The 21,782-nt window shown below is 73.5% G+C and carries 17 protein-coding genes; 8 read left to right on the plus strand and 9 right to left on the minus strand.

All coding sequences use genetic code 11. The annotated features are described in order from the left end of the window. Positions 1-142: 142 nt before the first annotated feature. The 4 genes from ACFVHO_RS21450 to ACFVHO_RS21465 all read right to left on the minus strand — a co-directional run bounded on the left by ACFVHO_RS21450 (position 143) and on the right by ACFVHO_RS21465 (position 5,720). Positions 143-2,794 carry an ATP-binding protein gene (locus ACFVHO_RS21450; protein ID WP_385716777.1) on the minus strand — a complete coding sequence of 884 codons (2,652 nt, stop codon included), beginning with the start codon at positions 2,792-2,794 and terminating at the stop codon, positions 143-145. 193 nt (positions 2,795-2,987) lie between these two features. Beyond that, positions 2,988-4,145, minus strand: coding sequence for an acetyl-CoA C-acetyltransferase (locus ACFVHO_RS21455; protein WP_385716780.1), 1,158 nt, complete (start codon positions 4,143-4,145; stop codon positions 2,988-2,990). A gap of 84 nt (positions 4,146-4,229) precedes the next feature. Then, positions 4,230-4,817: a TetR/AcrR family transcriptional regulator gene (locus tag ACFVHO_RS21460; protein ID WP_385716958.1), complete on the minus strand. Its 588-nt coding sequence runs from the start codon at positions 4,815-4,817 to the stop codon at positions 4,230-4,232. A 120-nt stretch (positions 4,818-4,937) separates the two neighbouring features. After that, positions 4,938-5,720 carry an SDR family oxidoreductase gene (locus tag ACFVHO_RS21465; RefSeq protein ID WP_385716783.1) on the minus strand — a complete coding sequence of 261 codons (783 nt, stop codon included), beginning with the start codon at positions 5,718-5,720 and terminating at the stop codon, positions 4,938-4,940. Positions 5,721-5,842: 122 nt separating this feature from the next. On the opposite strand from ACFVHO_RS21465, the gene ACFVHO_RS21470 reads away from it, so the two are divergent. From ACFVHO_RS21470 to ACFVHO_RS21485, 4 genes are all read left to right on the plus strand, one after another. Further along, the gene (locus ACFVHO_RS21470; protein ID WP_385716786.1) at positions 5,843-7,063 is read left to right on the plus strand and encodes an acyl-CoA dehydrogenase family protein; all 1,221 of its coding nucleotides are present in this window, start codon (positions 5,843-5,845) and stop codon (positions 7,061-7,063) included. Continuing rightward, positions 7,063-8,067, plus strand: coding sequence for an acyl-CoA dehydrogenase family protein (locus tag ACFVHO_RS21475; protein ID WP_385716789.1), 1,005 nt, complete (start codon positions 7,063-7,065; stop codon positions 8,065-8,067). The genes ACFVHO_RS21470 and ACFVHO_RS21475 overlap by 1 nt, the downstream gene beginning before the upstream one ends. 199 nt (positions 8,068-8,266) lie before the next feature. Further along, a complete protein-coding gene (locus tag ACFVHO_RS21480) occupies positions 8,267-9,448 on the plus strand; it encodes an anhydro-N-acetylmuramic acid kinase (protein ID WP_385716792.1) in 1,182 nt (393 codons plus the stop codon). 81 nt (positions 9,449-9,529) lie between these two features. Then, positions 9,530-10,459: a DUF2510 domain-containing protein gene (locus ACFVHO_RS21485; protein ID WP_385716795.1), complete on the plus strand. Its 930-nt coding sequence runs from the start codon at positions 9,530-9,532 to the stop codon at positions 10,457-10,459. Positions 10,460-10,636: 177 nt separating this feature from the next. On the opposite strand, the gene ACFVHO_RS21490 is transcribed toward ACFVHO_RS21485, so the two are convergent. Further along, a complete protein-coding gene (locus ACFVHO_RS21490) occupies positions 10,637-11,350 on the minus strand; it encodes a TetR/AcrR family transcriptional regulator (RefSeq protein ID WP_385716798.1) in 714 nt (237 codons plus the stop codon). Positions 11,351-11,534: 184 nt separating this feature from the next. On the opposite strand from ACFVHO_RS21490, the gene ACFVHO_RS21495 reads away from it, so the two are divergent. Together ACFVHO_RS21495 and ACFVHO_RS21500 are read left to right on the plus strand one after the other, a co-directional pair. After that, positions 11,535-12,422 carry a phosphatase PAP2 family protein gene (locus ACFVHO_RS21495; protein ID WP_385716801.1) on the plus strand — a complete coding sequence of 296 codons (888 nt, stop codon included), beginning with the start codon at positions 11,535-11,537 and terminating at the stop codon, positions 12,420-12,422. Beyond that, entirely contained in the window at positions 12,419-13,408 is a 990-nt protein-coding gene (locus ACFVHO_RS21500) for a DMT family transporter (protein ID WP_385716804.1), read from the plus strand. The genes ACFVHO_RS21495 and ACFVHO_RS21500 overlap by 4 nt, the downstream gene beginning before the upstream one ends. Before the next feature lie 159 nt (positions 13,409-13,567). Here ACFVHO_RS21500 and ACFVHO_RS21505 read toward each other — a convergent pair whose 3' ends face one another. The 3 genes from ACFVHO_RS21505 to ACFVHO_RS21515 all read right to left on the minus strand — a co-directional run bounded on the left by ACFVHO_RS21505 (position 13,568) and on the right by ACFVHO_RS21515 (position 19,333). After that, on the minus strand, positions 13,568-14,470 hold the full coding sequence (locus ACFVHO_RS21505; RefSeq protein ID WP_385716807.1) for a phospholipid scramblase-related protein: 903 nt from the start codon (positions 14,468-14,470) through the stop codon (positions 13,568-13,570). A gap of 123 nt (positions 14,471-14,593) precedes the next feature. Further along, positions 14,594-17,155, minus strand: a complete 2,562-nt coding sequence (gene valS, locus ACFVHO_RS21510; protein WP_385716810.1) for a valine--tRNA ligase — start codon at positions 17,153-17,155, stop codon at positions 14,594-14,596. A 120-nt stretch (positions 17,156-17,275) separates the two neighbouring features. Next, the gene (locus ACFVHO_RS21515) at positions 17,276-19,333 is read right to left on the minus strand and encodes a phosphocholine-specific phospholipase C (protein WP_385716813.1); all 2,058 of its coding nucleotides are present in this window, start codon (positions 19,331-19,333) and stop codon (positions 17,276-17,278) included. A gap of 340 nt (positions 19,334-19,673) precedes the next feature. Here ACFVHO_RS21515 and ACFVHO_RS21520 point away from each other — a divergent pair, with 340 nt between their 5' ends. Then, on the plus strand, positions 19,674-20,594 hold the full coding sequence (locus tag ACFVHO_RS21520; RefSeq protein ID WP_385716816.1) for an NADP-dependent oxidoreductase: 921 nt from the start codon (positions 19,674-19,676) through the stop codon (positions 20,592-20,594). Positions 20,595-20,888: 294 nt separating this feature from the next. Beyond that, a complete protein-coding gene (locus ACFVHO_RS21525; RefSeq protein ID WP_385716819.1) occupies positions 20,889-21,392 on the plus strand; it encodes an FBP domain-containing protein in 504 nt (167 codons plus the stop codon). Here the strand turns inward: ACFVHO_RS21525 and ACFVHO_RS21530 are convergent. Next, complete coding sequence (locus ACFVHO_RS21530; RefSeq protein WP_385716961.1) at positions 21,389-21,778, minus strand: (2Fe-2S) ferredoxin domain-containing protein; 390 nt, start codon at positions 21,776-21,778, stop codon at positions 21,389-21,391. The genes ACFVHO_RS21525 and ACFVHO_RS21530 overlap by 4 nt on opposite strands. Positions 21,779-21,782: the final 4 nt, after the last annotated feature.

Below are 21,782 nucleotides of genomic sequence, written 5' to 3' on the forward strand. Positions count from 1 at the left end.
GGGGCGGAGCCCCCGTGCCCTGGCCCCGGACGACGTCCAGGGCACGTCCAGGGCACGTCCAGGGCACGCCGAGGGCACGTCCAGGGCACGCCAAGGGCACGTCCAGGGCGAAGCCGCGCCCGGCCCCCGCACCGGCCAAGGCCTACAGCACCCCGGCCAACTCCCGCTCGGCCAGGGCGGCCAGCCCATCCGCCCCGCAGGCCCGCGCGAGGGCAAGGCCCCGCTCCAGTTCCTCCGCGGCGCCCGAGGCGATCCCGTACTCGACCCGGGCCACGGCGTGCTCGTACTGGCAGGGCGAGGCCTCCAGATACGTCACGGCCTTGGCGTACAGGGCGATGGCCCGCGCCCCGGTCTCCAGCGCCGCCGCACACCGCACCGCTTCACCGATCGCGGTGTCCGTGCCGAACCGCTCGGCCTGCACGCGCGCGTCCGCGACGAGGTCGCCCGCACGCCGCGGGTCCTCGACGGCGAGCGCGCGGGCGAGGTCGTAGGCCCAGGGAGCGAGCACGGTGTTGTACTGGCCGCGGGCCGTCAACGCCTTGGCGGTGGCCTCCAGTTCGTTCAGTCCTTCCTCGGTGTGGCCGAGCGCGAGGAGGAGCCGTCCGCGTACGGACATGGCGTCGGGGACGTAGATCGTGGACGCGGAGGGCGGCGCGAAGCCGTAGCGGTCGGCGACGGCCTTGGCCTCCAGGGCGTGGCCGCGGGCGAGCAGGGTGTCGATGAGCATGCTGGCGGCCTCCCAGTGCATGGGGAGTCCGCCCTGGCCCACGCGGTCGGCGAGCCGCAGGCTCTCGCGCAGCGACTTCTCGGCGTCCCTGAGCCGTCCGCGCCTGCGGTACACATAGCCGAGGAAGGCGTGCGCGAGCGCGAGGTGACCGCCGCTCCAGCCCGCGGTCTCGTACGCCTTCACGGCCTCGGTGAACAGGCTCTCCGCGCGGTCGAGCCGGTCCGCGAAGGCGTAGGAGCTGCCGAGCATCAGGCGCAGCTCGAAGCTCCACTCGGCGTCGGTCCAGCCGAGGCCGGGTGCGAGCCGGCCGTTGACGAGGGCGCGGTCGCACAGCTCGACGACCTCTTCGGCGTTCTCACCGCGTGTCATGGCGTCGAAGGCGCGCAGGATGAGCAGTGCACGCTCGGCGTTGTCGCGGCCGGTCAGCGGACCGGCGAGCGCGGCGAGGCGCCGGGAGCGTCCCGGTGAGTCCTCCTCGCCCGCGTGGATGCCCTCCCACATGTAGTGCACGGCCTTGAGCCGCAGTCTGGCGGGGCCGTCCGGGAGCCTCGCGGCCTCCTCGTCGATGACGCGCAGGCCTTCGCCGAGCTGGTCGTTGTGGACCAGGGCCTGGGAGAGCCTGCACACGGCGTCGACGCGCAGCTGCTGGCTGAGCCCGGCCTTCGACAGGGCCTCGCGCAGGTGCCCGACGGTGGTGACGGGTGAGGTGAGCAGCGTGGCGCAGCCGAGTTCGTAGAGCACGCGGGCGTGCACGTCGGGCCGGGGTGGCTCGCGCAGAGCCCGCTCCAGGCAGCGGCGGGCCGCGTCGGGCGCGCCGACGGCGAGGTGTTCGGTGGCGGCGTCGCGCAGGTGCTGGACGAGTTCCGGGTCGTCGTCCGGGTGGACTTCGAGGAGGTGGCGGGAGGCCGCGGCGGCGCCGCGTCCGGAGCGGGTGACGGCCCAGGCGGCGCGGCCGTGCATCGCGGTGCGGGTGGCGTTCGGGATCGATTCGTAGACGGCCGTGGCGATCAGCGGGTGCACGAAGTCCAGGCCGGATTCGGCGCTGGTCACGATGCGGGCGGCGCGGAGCCGCTCGGCGCACCGCGCGGCGTCGTCGTGGGGCATCCCGGCGAGCGACGCGGCGAGTTCGGTGGAGATCGCGGGTCCGAGGATCGCGGCGGCCCAGGCGAACCGGGTCACGTCGGTGCCGAGGTCCTCCAGGCGGGCGACGAGGCCGCGGCCGCGTGCGGAGCGGTTGAGGTCCCGCAGTTCGGCGGCGGAGCTCTCGACCGGTTCCAGCTCGCTGTCCTGGACCTTGGCGAGCAGTTCCACGGACTCGTACGGATTGCCGCCGGTGACCGCCCAGACCTCGCGGCAGAACGGGGCGTCGGCGTGCTCGCCGAGGGTGGCGCGGGTCAGACCCGCCGTGGCCTCCGGGGTGAGGGCGCGCAGCATGGTCGTGGGCAGGGCCGTGGCGCCGATCCGGGCGAGGTGGCGGGCGCCTTCGCCGGTGGCCTCGCCGGGCCGGTGGGCGACCACGACGAGGACGGGCAGGTCGTCGAGGCGCTCGGCGAACGCGGCGAGCCAGCGCAGCGTCTCCTGGTCGGCCCAGTGCGCGTCGTCGATGATCAGGACCAGTGGCCAGTACAGCCGGGAGAGGCGGGCGACCACGTCGACGAGGCCGTCGCACACGGCCTGCGGGTCGGGGCGGCCGCTGCCCGGCTCGGTGATGCCGAGGGCGGGTCCGGCGATCTCGTACCAGTCGCCCAGATACTCGCGGCCCTCTTCGGGACTGAGCTGGACGAGAACGGGTTGGAGGAGTTGTCGTACGACGTTGAAGGGCACCTCGGCCACGGTCTCGCCGCCGCGGGCCGCCAGGACCGTGGCGCGGCCCTGGGCGATGCGGCGCACTTCGGCCAACAGCGCGGTCTTGCCGATGCCGGCCTCACCGCTGTAGACGAGCAGGCCGCCCTCGGTCGTCAGGTCCGAGCACAGTGCGGACACCGCGCCTTCGGCTGCGGCGAGTTCCGCGTCGCGCTCCCACAGCGGGGCCCAGGCGCCACCACCTCCGGGCCGTCCCTGCGTCATCGCGCTACCTCCCGGGGTCGCTCAATCGACGTACAGAAGTCGAGCCTAGCCGGGTCGGGGCCGTCACGGAGCACGGTCTGCGCAGCTACTCCCGCATGGGTGACAGACGGTCATATGCCAGGCTGCCTGGGTTGTCGCGGGCGGGGCGGGGTGCGGCGCGGCCGGGGCGCGGCGGCGCCCGGGCCGCGGGTCTTCACAGGCGTTCGATCACGGTGACGTTGGCCTGCCCGCCTCCTTCGCACATGGTTTGAAGGCCGAACCGGCCGCCGGTGCGCTCCAGTTCGTGCAGGAGGGTCGTCATCAGGCGGGCGCCGGTGGCACCGAGGGGGTGACCCAGCGCGATGGCCCCGCCGTTGACGTTGACGCGGGCGGGGTCGGCGCCGGTCTCTTTCAGCCAGGCGAGGACGACGGGGGCGAAGGCTTCGTTGATCTCGACGAGGTCGATGTCGTCGAGGGTGAGGCCGGTCTTCTTCAGGGCGTGTGCGGTGGCGGGGATGGGTGCGGAGAGCATCCGGATGGGGTCCTCGCCGCGCACGGACAGGTGGTGGACGCGTGCCCGGGGTGTCAACCCGTGGTCGCGGACGGCCTGTTCACCGGCGAGGAGCAGGGCGGCGGCGCCGTCGGAGACCTGGGAGGAGCAGGCGGCGGTGATGCTGCCGCCGTCCATGACGGGCTTGAGGGACGCCATCTTCCCGGCTGTGGTGTCGCGGCGCGGGCCCTCGTCGGTGGTGACGCCCGCGAGGGGGACGGTTTCGCGGTCGAAGCGGCCCTCGTCGATGGCGCGCAGCGCCCGCTGGTGGGAACCGAGGGCGAACTCCTCCATGTCCGCGCGGGAGATGCCCCATTTCCCGGCTATCAGCTCGGCGCCGTGGAACTGGTTGACGGGCTGGTCCCCGTAGCGGGCGCGCCAGCCCTCGCTGCCCGCGAAGGGGCCTTCGGTGAGGCCGAGCGGTGCGGCGGCCTGCCGGGACGCGAAGGCGATGGGGACCATGGACATGTTCTGGGTGCCGCCCGCGACGACGAGGTCCTGGGTGCCGGAGAGGACGCCCTGGGCCGCGAAGTGCAGGGCCTGCTGGGAGGAACCGCACTGCCGGTCGACGGTCACGCCGGGCACTTCCTCGGGCAGTCCGGCGGCCAGCCAGCTGGTGCGGGCGACGTCCCCGGCCTGCGGTCCGACGGCGTCCAGGCAGCCGAAGACGACGTCGTCCACGGCGGCCGGGTCGACGCCGCAGCGCTCGATGAGCGCCTTGAGGACGTGGGCGCCCAGGTCGGCGGGGTGCACGGCGGCGAGGCCGCCGCCGCGCCTGCCGACGGGGGTGCGGACCGCCTCGACGATGTAGGCCTCGGCCATGGCTGCGTACTCCTCGCGGTCTGGCGCCGTGCGGTGACGGCGCGGTCTCGGGCGCGTACGCGGTCTACGGGTGCGTGCGCGGCCTCAGGTGCGTACGGAGATGCCGTCCAGGACCATCGACAGATACTGGCGGGCGATCTCGTCGGGGCTGTGGCCCCCGCCCGGCCGGTACCAGGACGCGGCGACCCAGACGGTGTCGCGCACGAAGCGGTAGGCGAGGCGGATGTCCAGGTCGGAGCGGAAGACGCCGTCGGTGACGCCGCGCTCCAGCGTCGTCAGCCAGGCCTTCTCGAACCGCTGCTGGGACTCGACCAGGTACTCGAACCGGGTCTGGGTGACCAGGTGCTTGGACTCCTTCTGGTAGATCGCGACGGCGGCGCGGTGCCGGTCGATCTCCCGGAAGGACTCGGTGACGAGGGCTTCCAGGGTCTCGCGGGGGCCGAGGGGCGCGGAGAGGACGCTGTCGTACCCGTCCCACAGCTCGGTCAGGAACGTCCGCAGGATCTCTTCGAGCATCGACTCCTTGGAGTCGAAGTGGTAGTAGAGACTGCCCGCGAGCATGCCCGCGGCGTCCGCGATCTTGCGGACGGTGGTGGCGTTGTAGCCCTGCTCGGCGAAGACGTCCGCGGCGATCCTGAGCAGCTCGCCGCGGCGCTCGGGCGAGGGGGTCACCGGGGGCTTCTTCTTGCCGCGGGCGGTCGTCTTCTTGCTGGCACTGGTGTCGCTGGTGGTGGTGTCGCTGGTGCTGGTGTCGCTGGACTGCTTCTGTTTCGGCACACGGTCATTCTCCGCCTAGGCGTGCTGGCTGCTGACCGACACCGTCTCCCCCGTCATGTACGAGGAGTAGCCGCTGGCGAGGAAGACGATGACGTTGGCTATCTCCCAGGGCTCGGCGGGGCGTCCGAAGGCCTCGCGCGCGGTCAGCTCGTCGAGCAGCTCGGCGGAGGTGACCTTCGCGAGGTGCGGGTGCAGGGCGAGGCTGGGGGCGACGGCGTTGATCCGGATTCCGTCGGGTGCGGCCTCCAGGGCGGCGCAGCGGGTGAGGGCCATGACTCCGGCCTTCGCCGCCGCGTAGTGCGCCTGGCCGGGCTGGGCGCGCCAGCCGAGCACCGAGGCGTTGTTCACGACGACGCCCCCGGAGCCGGTGGCGCGCAGGCGGCGCAGGGCGGCCCTGGTGCAGCGGAAGGTGCCGTTCAGCGTGACGTCGATGACGCGGTCCCACTGGTCGTCGGTCATGTCGGTGAGCTCGGCGGTGCCGCCGAGACCGGCGTTGTTCACCACGATGTCGAGGCGCCCGTGCTGCCGCTCCGCGAGGTCGAACAGCGCCTGCACCTGGGACTCGTCCGTCACGTCGCAGGGGGTGCCGTGCACGCGCCCGGCGCCGAACTCGTCGGCGAGCCGCTCGACCGTCTCCTTGGTGCGGCGCGCGTGCGCGTCGCCGAGGACGACGCGGGCGCCCTCCTCCAGGAAGCGGCGCGCGGTGGCGCCGCCGATGCCCGCTCCGGCGGCCGCCGTGACGACGGCGGTGCGGCCGTCGAGCAGGCCGTGCCCGGACACATAAGGAACCGCCGCCATGCCCCCACCCGACATCCCCGACACCCCCTCCGGCCGCACCGGCTCTCGACGATTGTCTGCCCCTCACGATAATCTACCAAACACTTGTTAGGGAAGGTTCCCGAGCGGGAGGCGGACCAGGGATGGACCTCGAATTCAGCGCGGCGGAGCAGGAGTTCAGGCAGCGGGCGCGGGCCTGGCTCGCCGCGCGTGTGCCGTCGCGCCCGCTGCCCTCGCTGGAGACCGAGGAGGGCTTCGCGGCCCACCGCGCCTGGGAGGGCGAGCTGGCCGCGGACCGCTGGTCGGTGGTGTCGTGGCCCGAGGAGTACGGCGGGCGGGGCGCCGGGATCGTCGAGTGGCTGGTGTTCGAGGAGGAGTACTACGCGGCGGGCGCCCCGGGCCGCGTCTCCCAGAACGGCATCAGCCTGCTCGCGCCGACCCTCTTCGACTTCGGCACGCCGGAGCAGCGCGCGCGGGTGCTGCCCCCGATGGCGCGCGGCGAGGTGATCTGGGCGCAGGCCTGGTCGGAGCCGGAGGCGGGCTCGGACCTGGCCTCGCTGCGCTCCACCGCCCGCCGGGTGTCCGGGGGCTGGCTCCTGAACGGGCAGAAGACCTGGTCGTCCCGGGCCGCGTTCGCCGACCGCGCCTTCGGCCTGTTCCGCAGCGACGCGGACGCGGACCGGCCGCACCGCGGTCTGACGTATCTGATGTTCCCGCTCGACGCTCCGGGCGTCACCGTGCGCCCCATCGGCCGCATCGACGGCAAGCCCGCGTTCGCCGAGCTGTTCCTGGACGACGTGTTCGTGCCCGACGAGGACGTGATCGGCGAGCCCGGCCAGGGCTGGCGGATCGCGATGGCGACGACGGGCGAGGAGCGCGGCCTGACGCTGCGCTCACCGGGCCGTTTCCTGGCGACGGCCGAGCGGCTGCTGCGCGAGTGGCGCGCGCACGGCGACCCGGCCGACACGGCGCTGCGCGACCGGGTGGCCGACGCGGTCGTCGGCGCCCGCGCCTACCAGTTGTTCACCTGGGCCAACGCCTCCCGGTTCGAGGCCGGTGAGCCGATCGGCGCGGAGTCGAGCCTGAACAAGGTGTTCTGGTCGGAGTACGACATCGGGGTGCACGAGACGGCGCTGGATCTGCTCGGGGCGGAGGGGGAGTTGAGGGGCGTGGAGGACCTCGCCGGAGGGAGGTCGGCGCCGGGCGGGACGGAGGACGCCGAGCCGCCCGGCCCGACTCCCCCGACGGACTGGACCGAGGGCTATGTCTTCGCGCTCGCCGGGCCGATCTACGCGGGCACCAACGAGATCCAGCGCGACATCATCGCCGAGCGGCTGCTCGGCCTGCCGAAGGGACGCCGGTGATGCGCTTCCTCCTGGACGACGAGCAGCGGGACTTCGCCCGTTCGCTGGACGCCATGCTGACGGCGGCGGACACCCCGGCGGCAGCGCGGGCCTGGGCCGCCGGGGAGCACGCGGCGGGCCTCGCCCTTCGGCAGCGGCTCGGTGCGGCCGGGGTGTTCGCGCTCGCGGCACCGGAGGCGTACGAGGGCGTGGGGCCGCTGCCTGTCGAAACGGCCGTAGCGTTCGTGGAGTTGGGACGGCACGCGGTGCCCGGGCCGCTGGTCGAGACGGTGGCGGCGGTGGCGCTCCTGTCCCGACTGGCCGAGCTCGGGACACCGGAGCCCGCGAAGCGGTCGCTCCCGGCGCTGGTCGGCGGCGGGGCGGGCGCGACGCTGACCCTCCCCGGCACCGGTCCGTACGCACTGGACGCGGACGCCTCGGCGGTGCTGCTCGCCGCCGGGGACGGGGAGATACGGCTCGCGCCCGGCCACACGGAACCGCGCGCCTCCCTCGATCCGGCGCGGCGTCTCGCCCGCCTCCTGCCGGGCGGGGAGGTGGTGGCGTCCGGGGACGCGGCGGCCGGGGCGGCCGCGTGCGCGCTGGACTGGGCGGCGCTCGCGACGGCGGCACAGTGCCTGGGGGTCGGGTACGCCCTCCTGGACCGGACGGTGGCGTACGTGCGGGGGCGGACGCAGTTCGGTGTGCCGGTGGGCTCGTTCCAGGCCGTCAAGCACCGGCTCGCGGATGTGCTGGTGGGGCTGGAGTTCGCGCGTCCGCTGGTGTTCGGTGCGGCGGTGTCGCTGCGGGACGGCGACCGGTCGGCGGCCCGGGTGGACCTGGCCGCGGCGAAGGTGGCCACCGGGGAGGCGGCGTACGGCGCGGCGCGGGCGGCGCTGCAACTGCACGGGGCACTGGGGTACACGGCCGAGTACGACTTGTCCCTGTGGCTCCTCAAGGCGCGGGCCCTGCGGGGGGCTTGGGGCGGGGTGGGGAGGTGGCGGGAACGGGTGGTGACGGGCGGGTGAGGACCGGCGAGAGCAGCATGCCGCAGCCGGAACACCGGCCTTCGGCCGGACACGGTGAAACGCATTTCCGACCGGGGGCCGGACGCGGCTGGACTCGTGCCCCGTCCCAACGGCACCTTTAACACCGGACCCCCGGGGGGAAGAGCACCCTAGCGCCGCCTCCGGCGCGCCCCGCCCCGCCAGTGAGAGACAGAGACGCATGCGAGTGATCGGCCTGATGTCCGGCACCTCCCACGACGCCATCGACGCCGGTGCCGTCGACCTCACCCTCGACGGCGAAAGCCTCCGCCTGACACCGCTGGGCCTGATCAGTCGCGCGTACGACGACGACCTGCGCGCGGCGCTTGCCGCCGCGCTGCCCCCGGCGGCCACCACCCTCGCCGCCGTGTGCCGCCTGGACACCCGCGTCGGCCAGGCCTTCGCCGCGGCCGCCACCGAGGCCGACCGCGAACTGTGCGGGGGCGGCGCCGAGTTGATCGCCTCGCACGGGCAGACCGTCTTCCACTGGGTGGACGAGGGACGGGTGCGCGGCACGCTGCAGATCGGCCAGCCCGCGTGGATCGCGGAGGCCACGGGCCTTCCGGTGGTCGCCGACTTCCGGCCGCGGGACGTCGCGGCCGGTGGCCAGGGGGCGCCCCTCGTCAGCCTCGTGGACCGGATGTGGCTGCGCGGCCGCCCCGGCACCCCCGTCGCCCTGAACCTCGGCGGCATCGCCAACATCACCGCCCCGGACGGCACGGCCTTCGACACCGGCCCGGCCAACGCCCTGATCGACGCGGCCGTCCGCGCGTGGACGCCGCAGGGCCGTGAGAGGGGACTGACGTACGACAGGGACGGCGGGATCGCCGCGCGCGGCACCGTGCACGAGGACCTGCTCGCCCGGCTGCTCGCCGAGCCGTACTACGCGCTGCCCGCGCCGAAGACGACGGGCAAGGAGCTGTTCCACGCGGAGTATCTGCGCCGGGCGCTCTCCGGGTACGAGGAGCTTGCCCCCGAGGACGTCGTCGCGACGCTCACCCGGCTCACGGCGGTGACGGTCGCCGACGCGGTGCGCGCGGCGAAGGCCAGTGAGGTGGTGGCGTCGGGCGGCGGGATCCGCAACCCCACGCTGATGGCGATGGTGCGGGCCGAGTTGGGGCCCGCCGTGCCCGTGCGCGGCTCGGACGAGCTGGGGCTCGCGTCGGCGGCGAAGGAGGCGTACGCCTTCGCGGTGCTCGGCTTCCTGACGGCGCACGGTCTGCCCGGCACCGTCGCGGCGAGCACGGGCGCCCGGCATCCGAGCGTGCTCGGCTCGATCACCCCGGGGCGCGCGGGGCGGTGGCCGCGGGGCCTCCTCGACGGCGCGCAGGCGCCGACGCGGCTGGTCGTCGACGGCCACTGAACCCCGCTCCGGCGGCACTTGGCCGATTTCCGCCGACCCCCTCTCATCCGACTTTCAGGCGCTGCTCATACCCTGACGCCCATGACGCACGCGACTCCCCCGGGCTGGTATCCCGACCCCGGGCAGATACCTGGTGCCCCGCCGTCCGAGAGATGGTGGGACGGGACCATGTGGACGGAACACGTCCGCGCGCCGGGCGGCTCGCCCGCCTTCCCCCAGCAGCCCCCGCAGGCGCCCCGGCGCCAAGCACGCACGGCCGTCGTCGTCGGGGTCGCCGTCGCCGTGCTCGCGGGCATCGTCGGCGGCGTGTACGCGCTCACCGCGGGCGACGACGATGACGGCGACGACGACAGCGCCAAGCCCCCGGCGTCCTCCGGGCCCTCGAAGCCCGGCAAGGGCGACGACGGCCCCGAGAAGCCCGAGGGCTCCACGTCGCCGGGTCCGTCCGACGGCGCCCCGCAGGCCGAGGAGGGGTTCGCCGCCGACAGGGCGAGCGGCATCAGCCTGCCGGTACCGGACGGCTGGGAGGGCAAGTCGGGCAACCTGGGCGCGGGCGTCACCAAGGGCAAGTACGGGTGCCCCGGCGACACCGCGCGGGTGTGCGTGCGCGGTGGCGCCTTCTCCGCCCCCGCCGCCAGTTTCAAGATCAAGGAGAAGAGCCCCGAGGCGGCGGCGAAGGCGGACATCGAGAAGAACGCCGAGGAGTCGTACGGCGGCGAGATCTACGGCGGCAAGCTGGTGTCCCACAAGCAGCTCGCCTCGAAGTCGGTGACCGTGGCCGGGCAGAAGGGCTATCTGGTCCGCTGGAAGGCCGTGAACCGCAAGGGCCCGGACGGCTACGTGCAGTCGCTGGCGTTCAAGTCGCCCGCCGACGACATGACGATGGTGATCGTCCGCTTCGGCATCGACGACACCGACGACGCGCCGTCGGTGTCGTCCATGGACCAGATCACCAAGGGCATCAAGGAGTTCCGCGGCGGGGGCGGCGGAGGCGACGGCCAGCAGGTCTGACGGCTGCGGCACGAGACGCGCAGACGCGGAGACGCAGAGACGCACGAGCAGAAGCACGAGAAGCCGGGTGCACCGATCACGATCGGTGCACCCGGCTTCTTGTCGCGCGCCGCCCCCGTCCCCACGGTGCGGCGCTCTGCGGGCCCCGTCCGGTCATCCTGCGGACCGGGCCCACGTTCAGGTGGCCGGGGCCTCCCCGGCGGAAGGGGCCGAGGCCTGCCCGGCGGAAGGGGCCGGGACCTGCCCCGCGGCCGGGCGGCCGGGGCCCTCGCTCAGCCCGAGGACCGGAAGCAGCACCGCCTCCACGAACCGCTCCAGATAGCGCTCGTCCGCGTCCTCGCCCTCCACCAGCGGCCGGGCCCGCAGGATTCCGAAGAGCTGGACCGTGACGAACTCCGCCGCCGGGTGGCCCGCGGCGATCTCCCCGCGCTCCACGGCCCGCCGCACGAAGCCGTCGACGGCCTCCACCTCCGGCTCCACCAGCGCCTCGCGCAGCGCGTGCTGAAGGTCCTCGTCCTGCAGGACCGCGTGGCTGAGCGCCTGCACGATCATGGTGTCGCGCCCGGCCCAGGTGGCGGCGGCGCGCGCCGCCGCGCGCAGGTCACCGGCGAGCGAGCCGGTGTCGATGCCCGCGAAGCGCACGCACCGGTTGGCGCGCAGCGCGGCGGCCACGAACTGGGGCTTCGTCTTCCACTGGCGGTAGAGCGTCGACTTGCTGCAGCGGGTCCGCGCGGCGACGCCCTCCATGGTCACGGCCTCATAGCCGCACTCGCGGAGCTGGTCGAGGACCGCGTCGTAGAACTCCTGCTCACGCTCGGGTGTGATCTTGGAGCGGCGCGACATCGCGACCTGCTCGCAGAGGTGCTCCTCAACCCGTTCCCGCGGCGTCATCTCTCGTCTCCTCGGTGCGGTGGCCCGCTCGGTTCGCTTCTCGCGGACCCTACCGATACGCCAGTGTACCGGTACGCTCCCGTATCGGTACACTGGCGTATCGGTACACTGTCGTATCGATGAGTGGAACAACAGGGACTCACTCATCACCGCACCACCAGTCGTCACGCAAAGGGGCCGGCGGATGGATTCCCGCACCGAGCCTGCGGAACAGGAGCCGGAGATAGCCTCCGGACGACCGGACACCCCTGCCCGGCCGCCGCTCGCGCGCGAGCTGCTCCTCGTCGTCGGACTCTTCCTCGTCTACAAATTCGGCAGGCAGCTCGCCAACGGCCACACCGCCGAGGCGTTCCGCAACGCCCATCGCGTCTGGGACGCCGAGCGGTTCCTGCGCCTGCCGGGCGAGGGCTCCGTGCAGGACGTCCTGCTGAGCGGCGACAGCCTCGTCCACGTCGCGAACACGTACTACGCGACCGTGCACTTCCCGGCGACGCTGCTCTTCCTGGTGTGGCTGTACGTCCGCCGCCCCCGGCACTACGTCTGGGCCCGGCGGATCCTCGCCGTGCTCACCGCCGCCGCCCTCGCGCTGCACCTCGCCTTCCCGCTCGCGCCGCCGCGCCTGCTCGAGGTGGCGCACCTCGTGGACACGGCGCAGAAGTACGGGCCCTCGGTGTACGCGGCCGAGCCCGCGACCGACTCCATGGCCAACCAGTTCGCCGCCATGCCGTCGCTGCACTTCGGGTGGGCGCTGATGGTGGCCGTCGGGCTGATCGTCGCGACCAGCTCCCGGTGGCGCTGGCTGTGGCTGCTGCATCCGCTCCTGACGCTGTTCGTCATCGTCGGCACCGCCAACCACTACTGGCTCGACGCGCTCGCGGCGGCGGCGCTGCTCGGCATCGCGCTGGCCGTGATCCGGCTGCCGCGCCCGGCCCGGTCCCGGGTCGTGCGCCGGTCCGCCCCGACGGCGGCGCCCACGGGGACACCGAAACCGGCGCCGTCCCCCGCGGCCGCGCTCCCCGCGCGTGAGCTGGTCGCCTCGGCCCCCGCGCGCTCCGCCGGAGCCGACCGATGAGCGCCACCCTGCTCGCCGTCCTCCTCTCCCTCGTCTCCGCCGCCGCGTACGCCACCGCCGCCGTCGCACAGCAGCGCCTGGCCGCGCGCATGGCCGAGACGGGCGGCCGGGTGGTGCGGCTCCTGGGCAGTGGCGCGTGGTGGGCGTCGGTCGGGCTCAACGCGTCGGCGGCGCTGCTGCACGTCGCGGCGCTGAAGTTCGGTCCGCTCACCCTCGTGCAGCCGCTCGGCGCGCTCACGCTGGTGGCCGCGGTGCCGCTGGGGGCGCGCCTCGCCGGGCGGCGGGTCTCCCCGCTGGAGTGGCGCGGCACGGGCCTGACCCTGATCGGCCTCGGCGTCCTGCTGCTCACCGCGTCCGGCCCCGAGCCCGACGACACGCTGTCGCTGCCGGAGGCCGTGGCGGTCGCCGGTGTGACGATGGCCGTCGTCGGCCTGCTCTCCCGGCCCGGCACCCGCCCCGGCCTTCGGCACGCGACGGCGTCCGGCTTCGCGTCCGGTGTCGCCTCGGCGCTCACGCAGACCGTGACGGTCGCGGCGACGGACCGCTCGGGTCCGGTGCTCGACGCGCAGGTCGTGGTGGTGGCGCTGCTCGTCGCCGCGTTCGCGGTGGGCGGGCTGCTCCTGTCGCAGACCGCGTACCGCGGCGGCCTCGGCGCGCCCCTCGCCGTGGTGACGCTGGCCAACCCCGTCGCCGCGGCGGCCATCGGCATCGCCCTGCTCGGCGAGCGGCTGCGGGGCGGCGCGGGCGGGGTGCTCCTGGCCGCGACGGGGGCACTGATCGCCGCGTACGGGGTCGTGGTCCTCACCCGGTCCCCGCAGACCGCCGCCGCGCGCGGGCCGGAACGGACACACGAACCGGCAGGCGCCCCCGTACCGGCTGCCACCCCGGCGCCGGGCCCCGTCCCCACGCCGGACGCGACCGCCGACTACCTGCCCTCGATCCCCCTCCAGCCCGAACCGGTGACTCCCCTGCGGATACGGACGTAGGACGGGCCCACACGACGAAGCGACCGCCCCCGCTCGACGCGGGGTGGTCGCTTCGTCGTACGTGCGCAGGCTCGCGGACCCGTCAAGGCCCGCGTACGCGCAGGCCCGGAGGCCGGAGGCCCGGCAGACCCGGAGACCTGGAGGCCTGGAGGCCGATTCTCAGCCGAGGCCGCGCGAGTCCTGCTTGAGCGCGGTGTCGACGGTCAGGGCCGTCGCCACGACCAGGCTCAGGAGCGGGTCCGGGAGCTGGTAGTGGATCTGCAGGACGTAGTTGTCCGCAGTGGTGAACATCGTCTTGGCGAGGCCTTCCCAGGTCTTGGTGATCCGGGCGACCTCGTTGTCCGAGTGGTCGACGATCGAGAAGTTCCAGGCGCGCCAGTTCTCCGCCTTGATCGCGCCGACCTGCTGGCCGTTGACGTTCATCGCGAAGTTGATCTTGCCGATGACGTTCTGCTGGACGATCTCGCCGACCACCTGGCCGTCGGGGCGCTCCACGATGACCCGCGACTTCATGAACTTCCGCGGCCGGGTCATGAGCAGCTGCGGGGTGCCGTGGGCGTCCCGGATCTCCAGCTTGTGCGTCATGAACTGGTCGAGGCTGGAGACGAAGCGGGCGACCTTCTTGATGGCGCTCTGGTCGACCTGGACCACCGAGCCGAGCTGGTTGCCCGACTGGTCCATGACGCTGTACTCGTTCGTCAGCTCGATGAGCTTGGCCTTCTGGTTCACCACCAGGACCGGCTCGCTGAACAGCGTGCCGCCGCCCTGGGACGTGGGGTTCACGCCGGCCTGCTGCTGCACCTGGCGCTGGACCTTGGCCGGGTCCGCGGCCGGAGCGGCCGGGGCGGCGGGGAAGGCCTGGGCGGAGACCTGGGCCTTGCTGAACTGGGCCGCCTGCTGCTGCGGGACCTGCTGGCCCTGCGCGGCCGCTTGGGCCGTCGCGTCCTGCGGGGCCTGGTTCGTGTGGTCGGTCCACTGGGAGCCGTCCCACCAGCGGAGGAGCTGGGAGGCGCCCTGGGGGTCCGGGTACCAGCCTGCAGGAGTGTTCGAATGCGTTGTCACCCGGGCACACTACCCCGAACCACCCCAGCCCCCGCCAGCCCCGGGAGCGGACTTTCCGCAGGCGGGAGCGGTGGCGCCCCTTCCGGAACAGCCACCGGCACCCGCACCACGACGGCGCCGGAGCTACCTGAGGACCTCCACCGCCAGCGCCCCGTCCGCCACTTCGAGGACCACCTGGCCGACGCGCCCCGCCGCCCGCACGTCCGCCGCGGCGAGGGCGAACCGGTCGAGGACGTCCCTCGGTCCGCGCACGACGACCTTCGCGATCTCGGCCCGCATCGAGAGCCGGGCGAGGGACTTGGCCTTGCGCACCCCGGCGATGACCTCGGCGGCCGTCGCGAGCACGCTCCCGTCCGGGTCACCCTCCTCCCCGTCCGCGGTCGCCGCCGACGGCCACGCGGCCCGGTGGACCGACCCCGGCGCGTACCAGGACCAGACCTCCTCGGTGACGAACGGCAGGACCGGCGCGAACAGGCGCAGCACCGTGTCCAGGGCGGTCCGCAGGGTCTCGCGGGCGGAGTCGCGGGCGGCCGTGCCGCCGTGGTCGCCGTAGGCGCGGGCCTTGACCAGCTCCACGTAGTCGTCGCAGAAGCGCCAGAAGAACGTCTCGGCACAACTCAGCGCCCGGGCGTGGTCGAAGTCCTCGAAGGCGGCCGTCGCCTCCTCGACGGTCGCGGCGAGGTCGGCGAGCAGTGCCCGGTCCAGCGGTTCGGTGACGGCCGCGCCGCTCGCCTCGAAGCCCAGGACGAACTTCCCGACGTTCAGGAGCTTCGTCGCGAGCCGTCGGCCGATCTTCATCTGGCCGGTGTCGAAGGCCGTGTCGGTGCCGGGCCTGGCGCTCGCCGCCCAGTGCCGCACCGCGTCCGGACCGTGCGTGCGGAGCAGGTCGTCGGGGGTGACGGCGTTCCCCTTCGACTTCGACATCTTCTTGCGGTCGGGGTCGAGGATCCAGCCGGAGATCGCCGTGTGCCGCCAGGGCAGCGTCCCGTGTCCGGTGTGGGCGCGCAGGACCGTGGCGAACAGCCAGGTGCGGATGATCTCGTGGGCCTGCGGGCGCAGGTCCATCGGGAAGAGGCGGGCGAACAGCTCCGGGTCGGCGAGCTGCCGTCCGGCGATCTGCGGGGTGAGCGAGGAGGTGGCCCAGGTGTCCATGACGTCCGGGTCGCCGGTGAAGCCGTGCGGCTTGCCGCGCTGGGACGCGTCGTAGCCGGGCGGTGTCTGCGCGCTGGGGTCCACGGGCAGGGTGGCCGCGTCGGGGACGATCGGGCGGGTGTGGTCGGGCGTGCCGTCGCCGTCGAGGGGATACCAGAGGGGGATGGGGACTCCGAAGAAGCGCTGACGGCTGATCAGCCAGTCGCCGTTGAGACCGTCCACCCAATGGTCGTAGCGCACGCGCATGTGCGGCGGGTGCCAGACCAGCTCTCGCCCCCGCGCGCGGAGTTCGTCCCTGCGCCCCTCGTCGCGGCCGCCGTTGCGCACGTACCACTGGCGGGTGGTGACGATCTCCAGGGGCTTGTCGCCCTTCTCGAAGAACTTGACGGCGTGCGTGACGGGCCGGGGCTCGCCGTGCAGCTCGCCGCGCCCGCGCAGCAGCTCGACGGTCCGTTCGCGCGCGGTGTGGGCGGTGGCGCCCGCGAGTGCGGCGTACGCGGCCACGGCGTCCGGCGCGTCGACGCCGCTCGGCGGCTCGGCGCGGAAGCGGCCGTCCCAGCCGATCACAGGGCGTGTGGCCAGGCGCAGTTCACGCCACCAGACGACGTCCGTGGTGTCGCCGAACGTGCAGACCATCGCGATGCCCGTGCCCTTGTCGGGCCCCGCGAGCCGGTGCGCGTGGACGGGAACCTCGACGTCGAACAGCGGGCTGCGGACGGTCGTGCCGACCAGGTCGCGGTAGCGCTCGTCGTCGGGGTGCGCGACGAGCGCGACGCACGCGGGGAGCAGTTCGGGGCGGGTCGTCTCGACCGGGACGCCGCTGCCGTCGGCGGTGCGGAAGGCGATCCTGTGGTACGCGCCGGGCCGCTCCCGGTCCTCCAGTTCGGCCTGGGCGACCGCCGTGCGGAAGGTGACGTCCCACAGGGTGGGTGCCTCCGCGAGGTACGCGTCGCCGCGGGCGAGGTCGGCGAGGAAGGCACGCTGCGAGGTGGCGCGCGCCTGAGTGCCGATGGTCCGGTAGGTGCGCGACCAGTCGACGGACAGGCCGAGGCGGCGCCACAGGTCCTCGAAGGCCTGCTCGTCCCGCGCGGTCAGGCGCTCGCACAGCTCGATGAAGTTCTCCCGTGAGATCGGGAGTTGCCGTTTGCCGGGTGTCGCGGGCGGGGTGAAGTCCGGGTCGTGGGGCAGCGCCGGGTCGCAGCGGACGCCGTAGTGGTGCTGGACGCGGCGCTCCGTGGGCAGGCCGTTGTCGTCCCAGCCCATGGGGTAGAAGACGTTCCGGCCGCGCATGCGCTGGTAGCGGGCGACGGTGTCGGTGTGCGTGTAGGAGAAGACGTGCCCGACGTGCAGGGAGCCGCTGACCGTGGGCGGCGGGGTGTCGATGGCGAACAGCTCGTCGCGGGGTGCCGTGCGCGCCAGGTCGGCGTCGAAGGCGTATACGCCGGACTCGTCCCAGCGCCTGGACCACTTCTCCTCGAGACCGTCGAGGACGGGCTTGTCCGGGGCGCCCTGGGGGCGTGGGGTGTCCGTCATGCCCCTGGATGCTAACGCCGCTCCGGGCACGGCGTTCACCCATTTTTCGCGGCGCGGCCGCTGTCCCGAGCCGGGCACCCGAGAACTCACGGGACAGCGACCGCCGCGTGCGCGCGTGTCTCAGACCGTGGCGATCGCCGGGTCGCTGACCCCCGTCTGCCCGTTCTCCACGTGCCCGGCGAACCGCCGCAGGAAGCCGGCGGAGGTGTCGGACACCACGGTCAGGTCGTACCAGCGCTTGCTGCCGCGCAGGTCCACGGTGTGCTGGACGGTGGCGCCCGGCTTGACCTTGAAGGTCTCCTTGCGGCCGCCGTAGGCGTTGGTCACCGTGAGGTTGCAGTCGGCGGTGCCCGCGTTGGTGAGGGTCAGCTTGATGTTGCCGGTCGCCCTGTCGTGGCGGGCGGTGACCTCGGGGCCCGCGGTCTTCCCCGGGCCCTTGAAGGTGCGCAGGAAGCCATTCGGGCCGAACACGCTCAGGTCGTGGCTGCCGCCCGAGTACGCCGAGTTCCAGGTGTCGGAGACCGTCTTGCCCGCGCCCGTGGTGTACGTCCAGGGGCCGTCGGTGCGGTTGCCGGAGCGCACGTGGAAGCAGACGCCCGCCTGGTCGCCGCCGCCGAAGGTGAGGGTGAACTTCCCTGCGGCCGTGTCCGCGCGGCCGTCCACCAGCGGGGCGTAGGGCAGCGCACGCGCGGGACGCGAGCCGCGCTCCTGCTTGGGCAGCGCGGGGCTCGCGGGCGGCTTGGGGAAGTAGTCGGGGTGGCGCTCGTGGTCCGGCGGCTCGTAGGCGGCCGTGTCGGGCAGCTCGGCCGGGTCGGTGTCCTTGCCGCCGAAGTCGAAGGCGGAGGTGAGGTCGCCGCAGATCGCGCGGCGCCACGGCGAGATGTTGGGCTCCTGGACGCCGAAGCGCTTCTCCATGAACCGGATGATCGACGTGTGGTCGAAGACCTCGGAGTTCACGAACCCGCCGGTGCTCCAGGGCGAGACGACGAGCATCGGGACGCGCTGCCCGAGGCCGTAGTGCCCGGCCGCGTAGGCGGCGTTGCCCGGGAAGTGGTCGAGCGCGGTGTCGACCGTCGACAGGCCCTGGTTCGCCGAGGAGGGCACGTACGGCGGCACGACGTGGTCGAAGTAGCCGTCGTTCTCGTCGTACGTGAGGAACAGCGCCGTCTTGCCCCAGACCGCCGGGTTGGAGGTGAGCGCGTCCAGGATCTGCGCGATGTACCAGGCGCCGTAGTTCACGGGCCAGTTCGGGTGCTCACAGAACGCCTCGGGCGCGGCGATGTAGGACACCTGCGGCAGCCGGTCCGCCTTCACGTCGGCTTTCAGGATGTCGAAGTAGCCGTCGCCCGCCTTGGCGTTGGTGCCGGTGCGGGCCTTGTCGTAGAGCGGGTCGCCGGGCTTGGCGTTGCGGTACTTGTTGAAGTAGAGGAGCGAGTTGTCGCCGTAGTTGCCGCGGTAGGCGTCCTCGATCCAGCCCCACTTGCCCGCGGCGTCCAGGCCGTCGCCGATGTCCTGGTACACCTTCCAGGAGACGCCCGCCTGCTCCAGGCGCTCGGCGTACGTCGTCCAGTCGTAGCCCAGCTCCTGGTTGCCGAGGACCGGGCCGCCGCCCTTGCCGTCGTTGCCGACGTGGCCCGTCAGCATGTAGTAGCGGTTGGGGTCGGTCGCCCCGATGAACGAGCAGTGGTAGTCGTCGCAGATCGTGAAGGCGTCGGCGAGCGCGTAATGGAAGGGGATGTCGTCCCGCTCCAGGTACGCCATGGTCCGCTCGGACTTCGCGGGGATCCACTGGTCGTACGCGCCGTTGTTGAACGCCTTGTGGCCGCCCGCCCAGTCGTGGTCCAGGCCCGCGATGAACTGCATGCCGAGGTTGTCGGCGTCCGGGTGGAAGGGCAGGACCTCCTTGCCGCCGCCCTGCTGGTGCCAGACCGGCTTGCCGCTGGGCAGTGTCACCGGCCGCGGGTCGCCGAAGCCGCGTACGCCCTTCAACGTCCCGAAATAGTGGTCAAAGGAACGATTCTCCTGCATGAGCACCACGACGTGCTCGACGTCCTTGATGGTGCCGGTGCGGCGCAGCGCGGGAAGTGAGGCCGCGCGGGCGATGCTCTCGTTCAGCGCGGCGAAGGCGGCGGTGCCACCGGCCAGTTGCATGAAGCGACGCCGGTTCAGTTCAGGCATGGGGATATGACCTCGCGTGATGTGGGGGGACGTGAGCGGGTGAAGTGTGTCAAGCGGGCCAAGGCTTACGGAAGAGGCGGGCGCTGCCGTGTCGCCGAGATGACGCCGGGGGCAACCGCGGGTGCCGGGAGGCCGGTGCGGCGCCCGGGGCCGGGGACGGTCCCGTCGGCCCGGGAGTGGCGACTTGTCGACCCGAGGGCGGCGCGTGCGCGTTGCGGGCTCGTGAACTCTCCCCCGGGCAGGAATGCGGGAGCGGCCGCCCGGCCTTGTCATCTGTGATCGTCGAGACGCGCCGTGTGCCACGGGGCACGCGGGACGCGGGGAACGGAGCGAGGGACAGATGGCCAAGGCGTACGCATTCACCCGGCACGGCGGCCCCGAGGTCGAGGCCCTGATCGACCGGGAGCCGCCCGAGCCGGGCCCGGGGCAGCTGCTCGTCGCGGTGCGGGCCGCGGGCGTCAACCCCGTCGACCACAAGCTGCGCGGCGGCTACCGCAGGCCGGGTCAGGCGCCCGCCGAACTGCCCGAGGTGTTCGGCAGCGAGGCCGCGGGCGTGGTGGAGCGGACCGGCCCCGGTGTCGAGGGCTTCGCCGTCGGGGACGCGGTGTTCGGCTCGACGCTCACCGGCGGATACGCCGAGCACACCCTGCTGCCCGTGGCCGTCGCCGCGCACAAGCCGGAAGGCCTGTCCTTCGCCGAGGCCGCGACGCTGCCGATCGCCGCGGCCACCGCCTACGACGGGGTGCGTCAGCTCGCGCTGCCCGCCGGGGCCACGCTCCTCGTCACCGGCGCCGGGGGTGGTGTCGGCGGGAACGCGGTGCGCCTCGCCCGCCATCTGGGGCTGCGCGTCGTCGGTACGGCGAGCGAGGGCAAGAAGGACGTCGTCGAGTCGCTGGGCGCGGTCCATGTGGCGCCGGGGCCCGATCTGGTGGAGCGGATCCGTGCCGCCGCACCGGACGGTGTCGACGGCGTCTTCGACCTGGTCGGCGGGGAGCACCTGCGGGCGGTGGCGGAGGTGGTGGCCGACCGCACCAAGCTGATCACGGCCGGCGGAAAGCAGATCGTGGGCGAGCTCGGCGGCTCCGCCGTGGTGCGTGCGCGGGACGCCGCCACGCTGGTGGCGGTGGCCGAACTCGCCGCCGCCGGTGTCCTCAGGCCGCAGATCACGGCGACGTACCCGCTGGACCGGGCGGGCGAGGCCCTGCGCGCGGTGGAGACCGGCCATGTCCTCGGCAAGGTCGTGATCGAGGTCGGCCCATGAGTTCCACGCGGGCGGCGGAACGGGGCGCTCCCGCTCCGGAAGGCGCCCCGCGCCCCCTCGACAACCCCGGGCTCGCCTCCCTCGAAGGACCGCACGCGGACCTGGCCGAGCGGCGCGGGCGCGTCGCGCGCTATCCGGCGACCGTGTCGCCCTGGCTGGGGATCCCCGGCGTGCCGGACGCAGGGCAGGCATCGGCCACATCAGGAGACAAGTCGACATACTGGGCCGGGCGCAGGGCCCTGACCGGGAAAAAGGAAAAGACGGCCGTTCGTTCGGATTGATACCTTCCGAACCATGCGTGCCCTTGGTGACAAAGAAATCCGTGCGTCGTTCGTGAACTGCTCGAAGGGCGAGGCCCGGCGTCTGACGCTGCCCGCGGGCTTCGCCGAGACGCCCTGGTCCGACCTGGACTTCCTGGGCTGGCGCGACCCCAAGGCACCGGACCGCGGCTATGTCGTCGCCGAGCGGGACGAGGAACTGGTCGGCATCGCCCTGCGCGCCTCCACGGGGGCACGCCGCTCCATGCTGAAGTCCAGCATCTGCTCGGTGTGCGTGACGCCGCAGGCCGGTTCGGGCATCGCTCTGCTGGTCGCGCCCCGCGCGGGCGAGGCGGGCCGACAGGGCAACTCCGTCGGCCTGTACGTCTGCGCGGACCTGGCCTGCTCCCTCTACGTGCGCGGCAAGAAGACGTCGGCCCTGGCCCGCCGCTTCGACGAGAGCCTCACCCCGGAGGAGCAGAACGAGCGCACGGTGCGCAACCTCAACGGCTTCCTGGACCAGGTGCTCGGCCGCGCCTAGACGTGCCGGGGGTCGACCAGTTGCAGGGTCAGGGCGTCCGGCGGGTCCGCGAGGCCCGGGCCGCCCGCCTCGGCCCAGACGAGGATGTCGTCGAGGGAGGCGTCGTCCAGGGCGAAGCCCACCCAGGCCGGGCGGCCGCCGTGCGCGCGGCCCGTGCGGGAGGGCTGGACCACCACGATGTTGGCCTGGCCGCAGGGGCCGAGGCAGTCGCTGGTGCGCACCGCGAACCGGCCCCCGGACGCGTCCGCCGCCGCCCGCAGCCGCGCCAACTGGCCGACGTGGTCCGTGCCGGGGTGCTTGACCGGGTCGCCGCAGCAGCAGCCCCGGCAGACGACGAGCGTGCAGGGGCGGGAGGAAGGCGATGCCGCCGGGGCCGCCGGGGCCACCGGG

It is taken from the genome of Streptomyces sp. NPDC127108, assembly GCF_042677545.1.
In the GTDB taxonomy this organism is placed as follows: domain Bacteria; phylum Actinomycetota; class Actinomycetes; order Streptomycetales; family Streptomycetaceae; genus Streptomyces.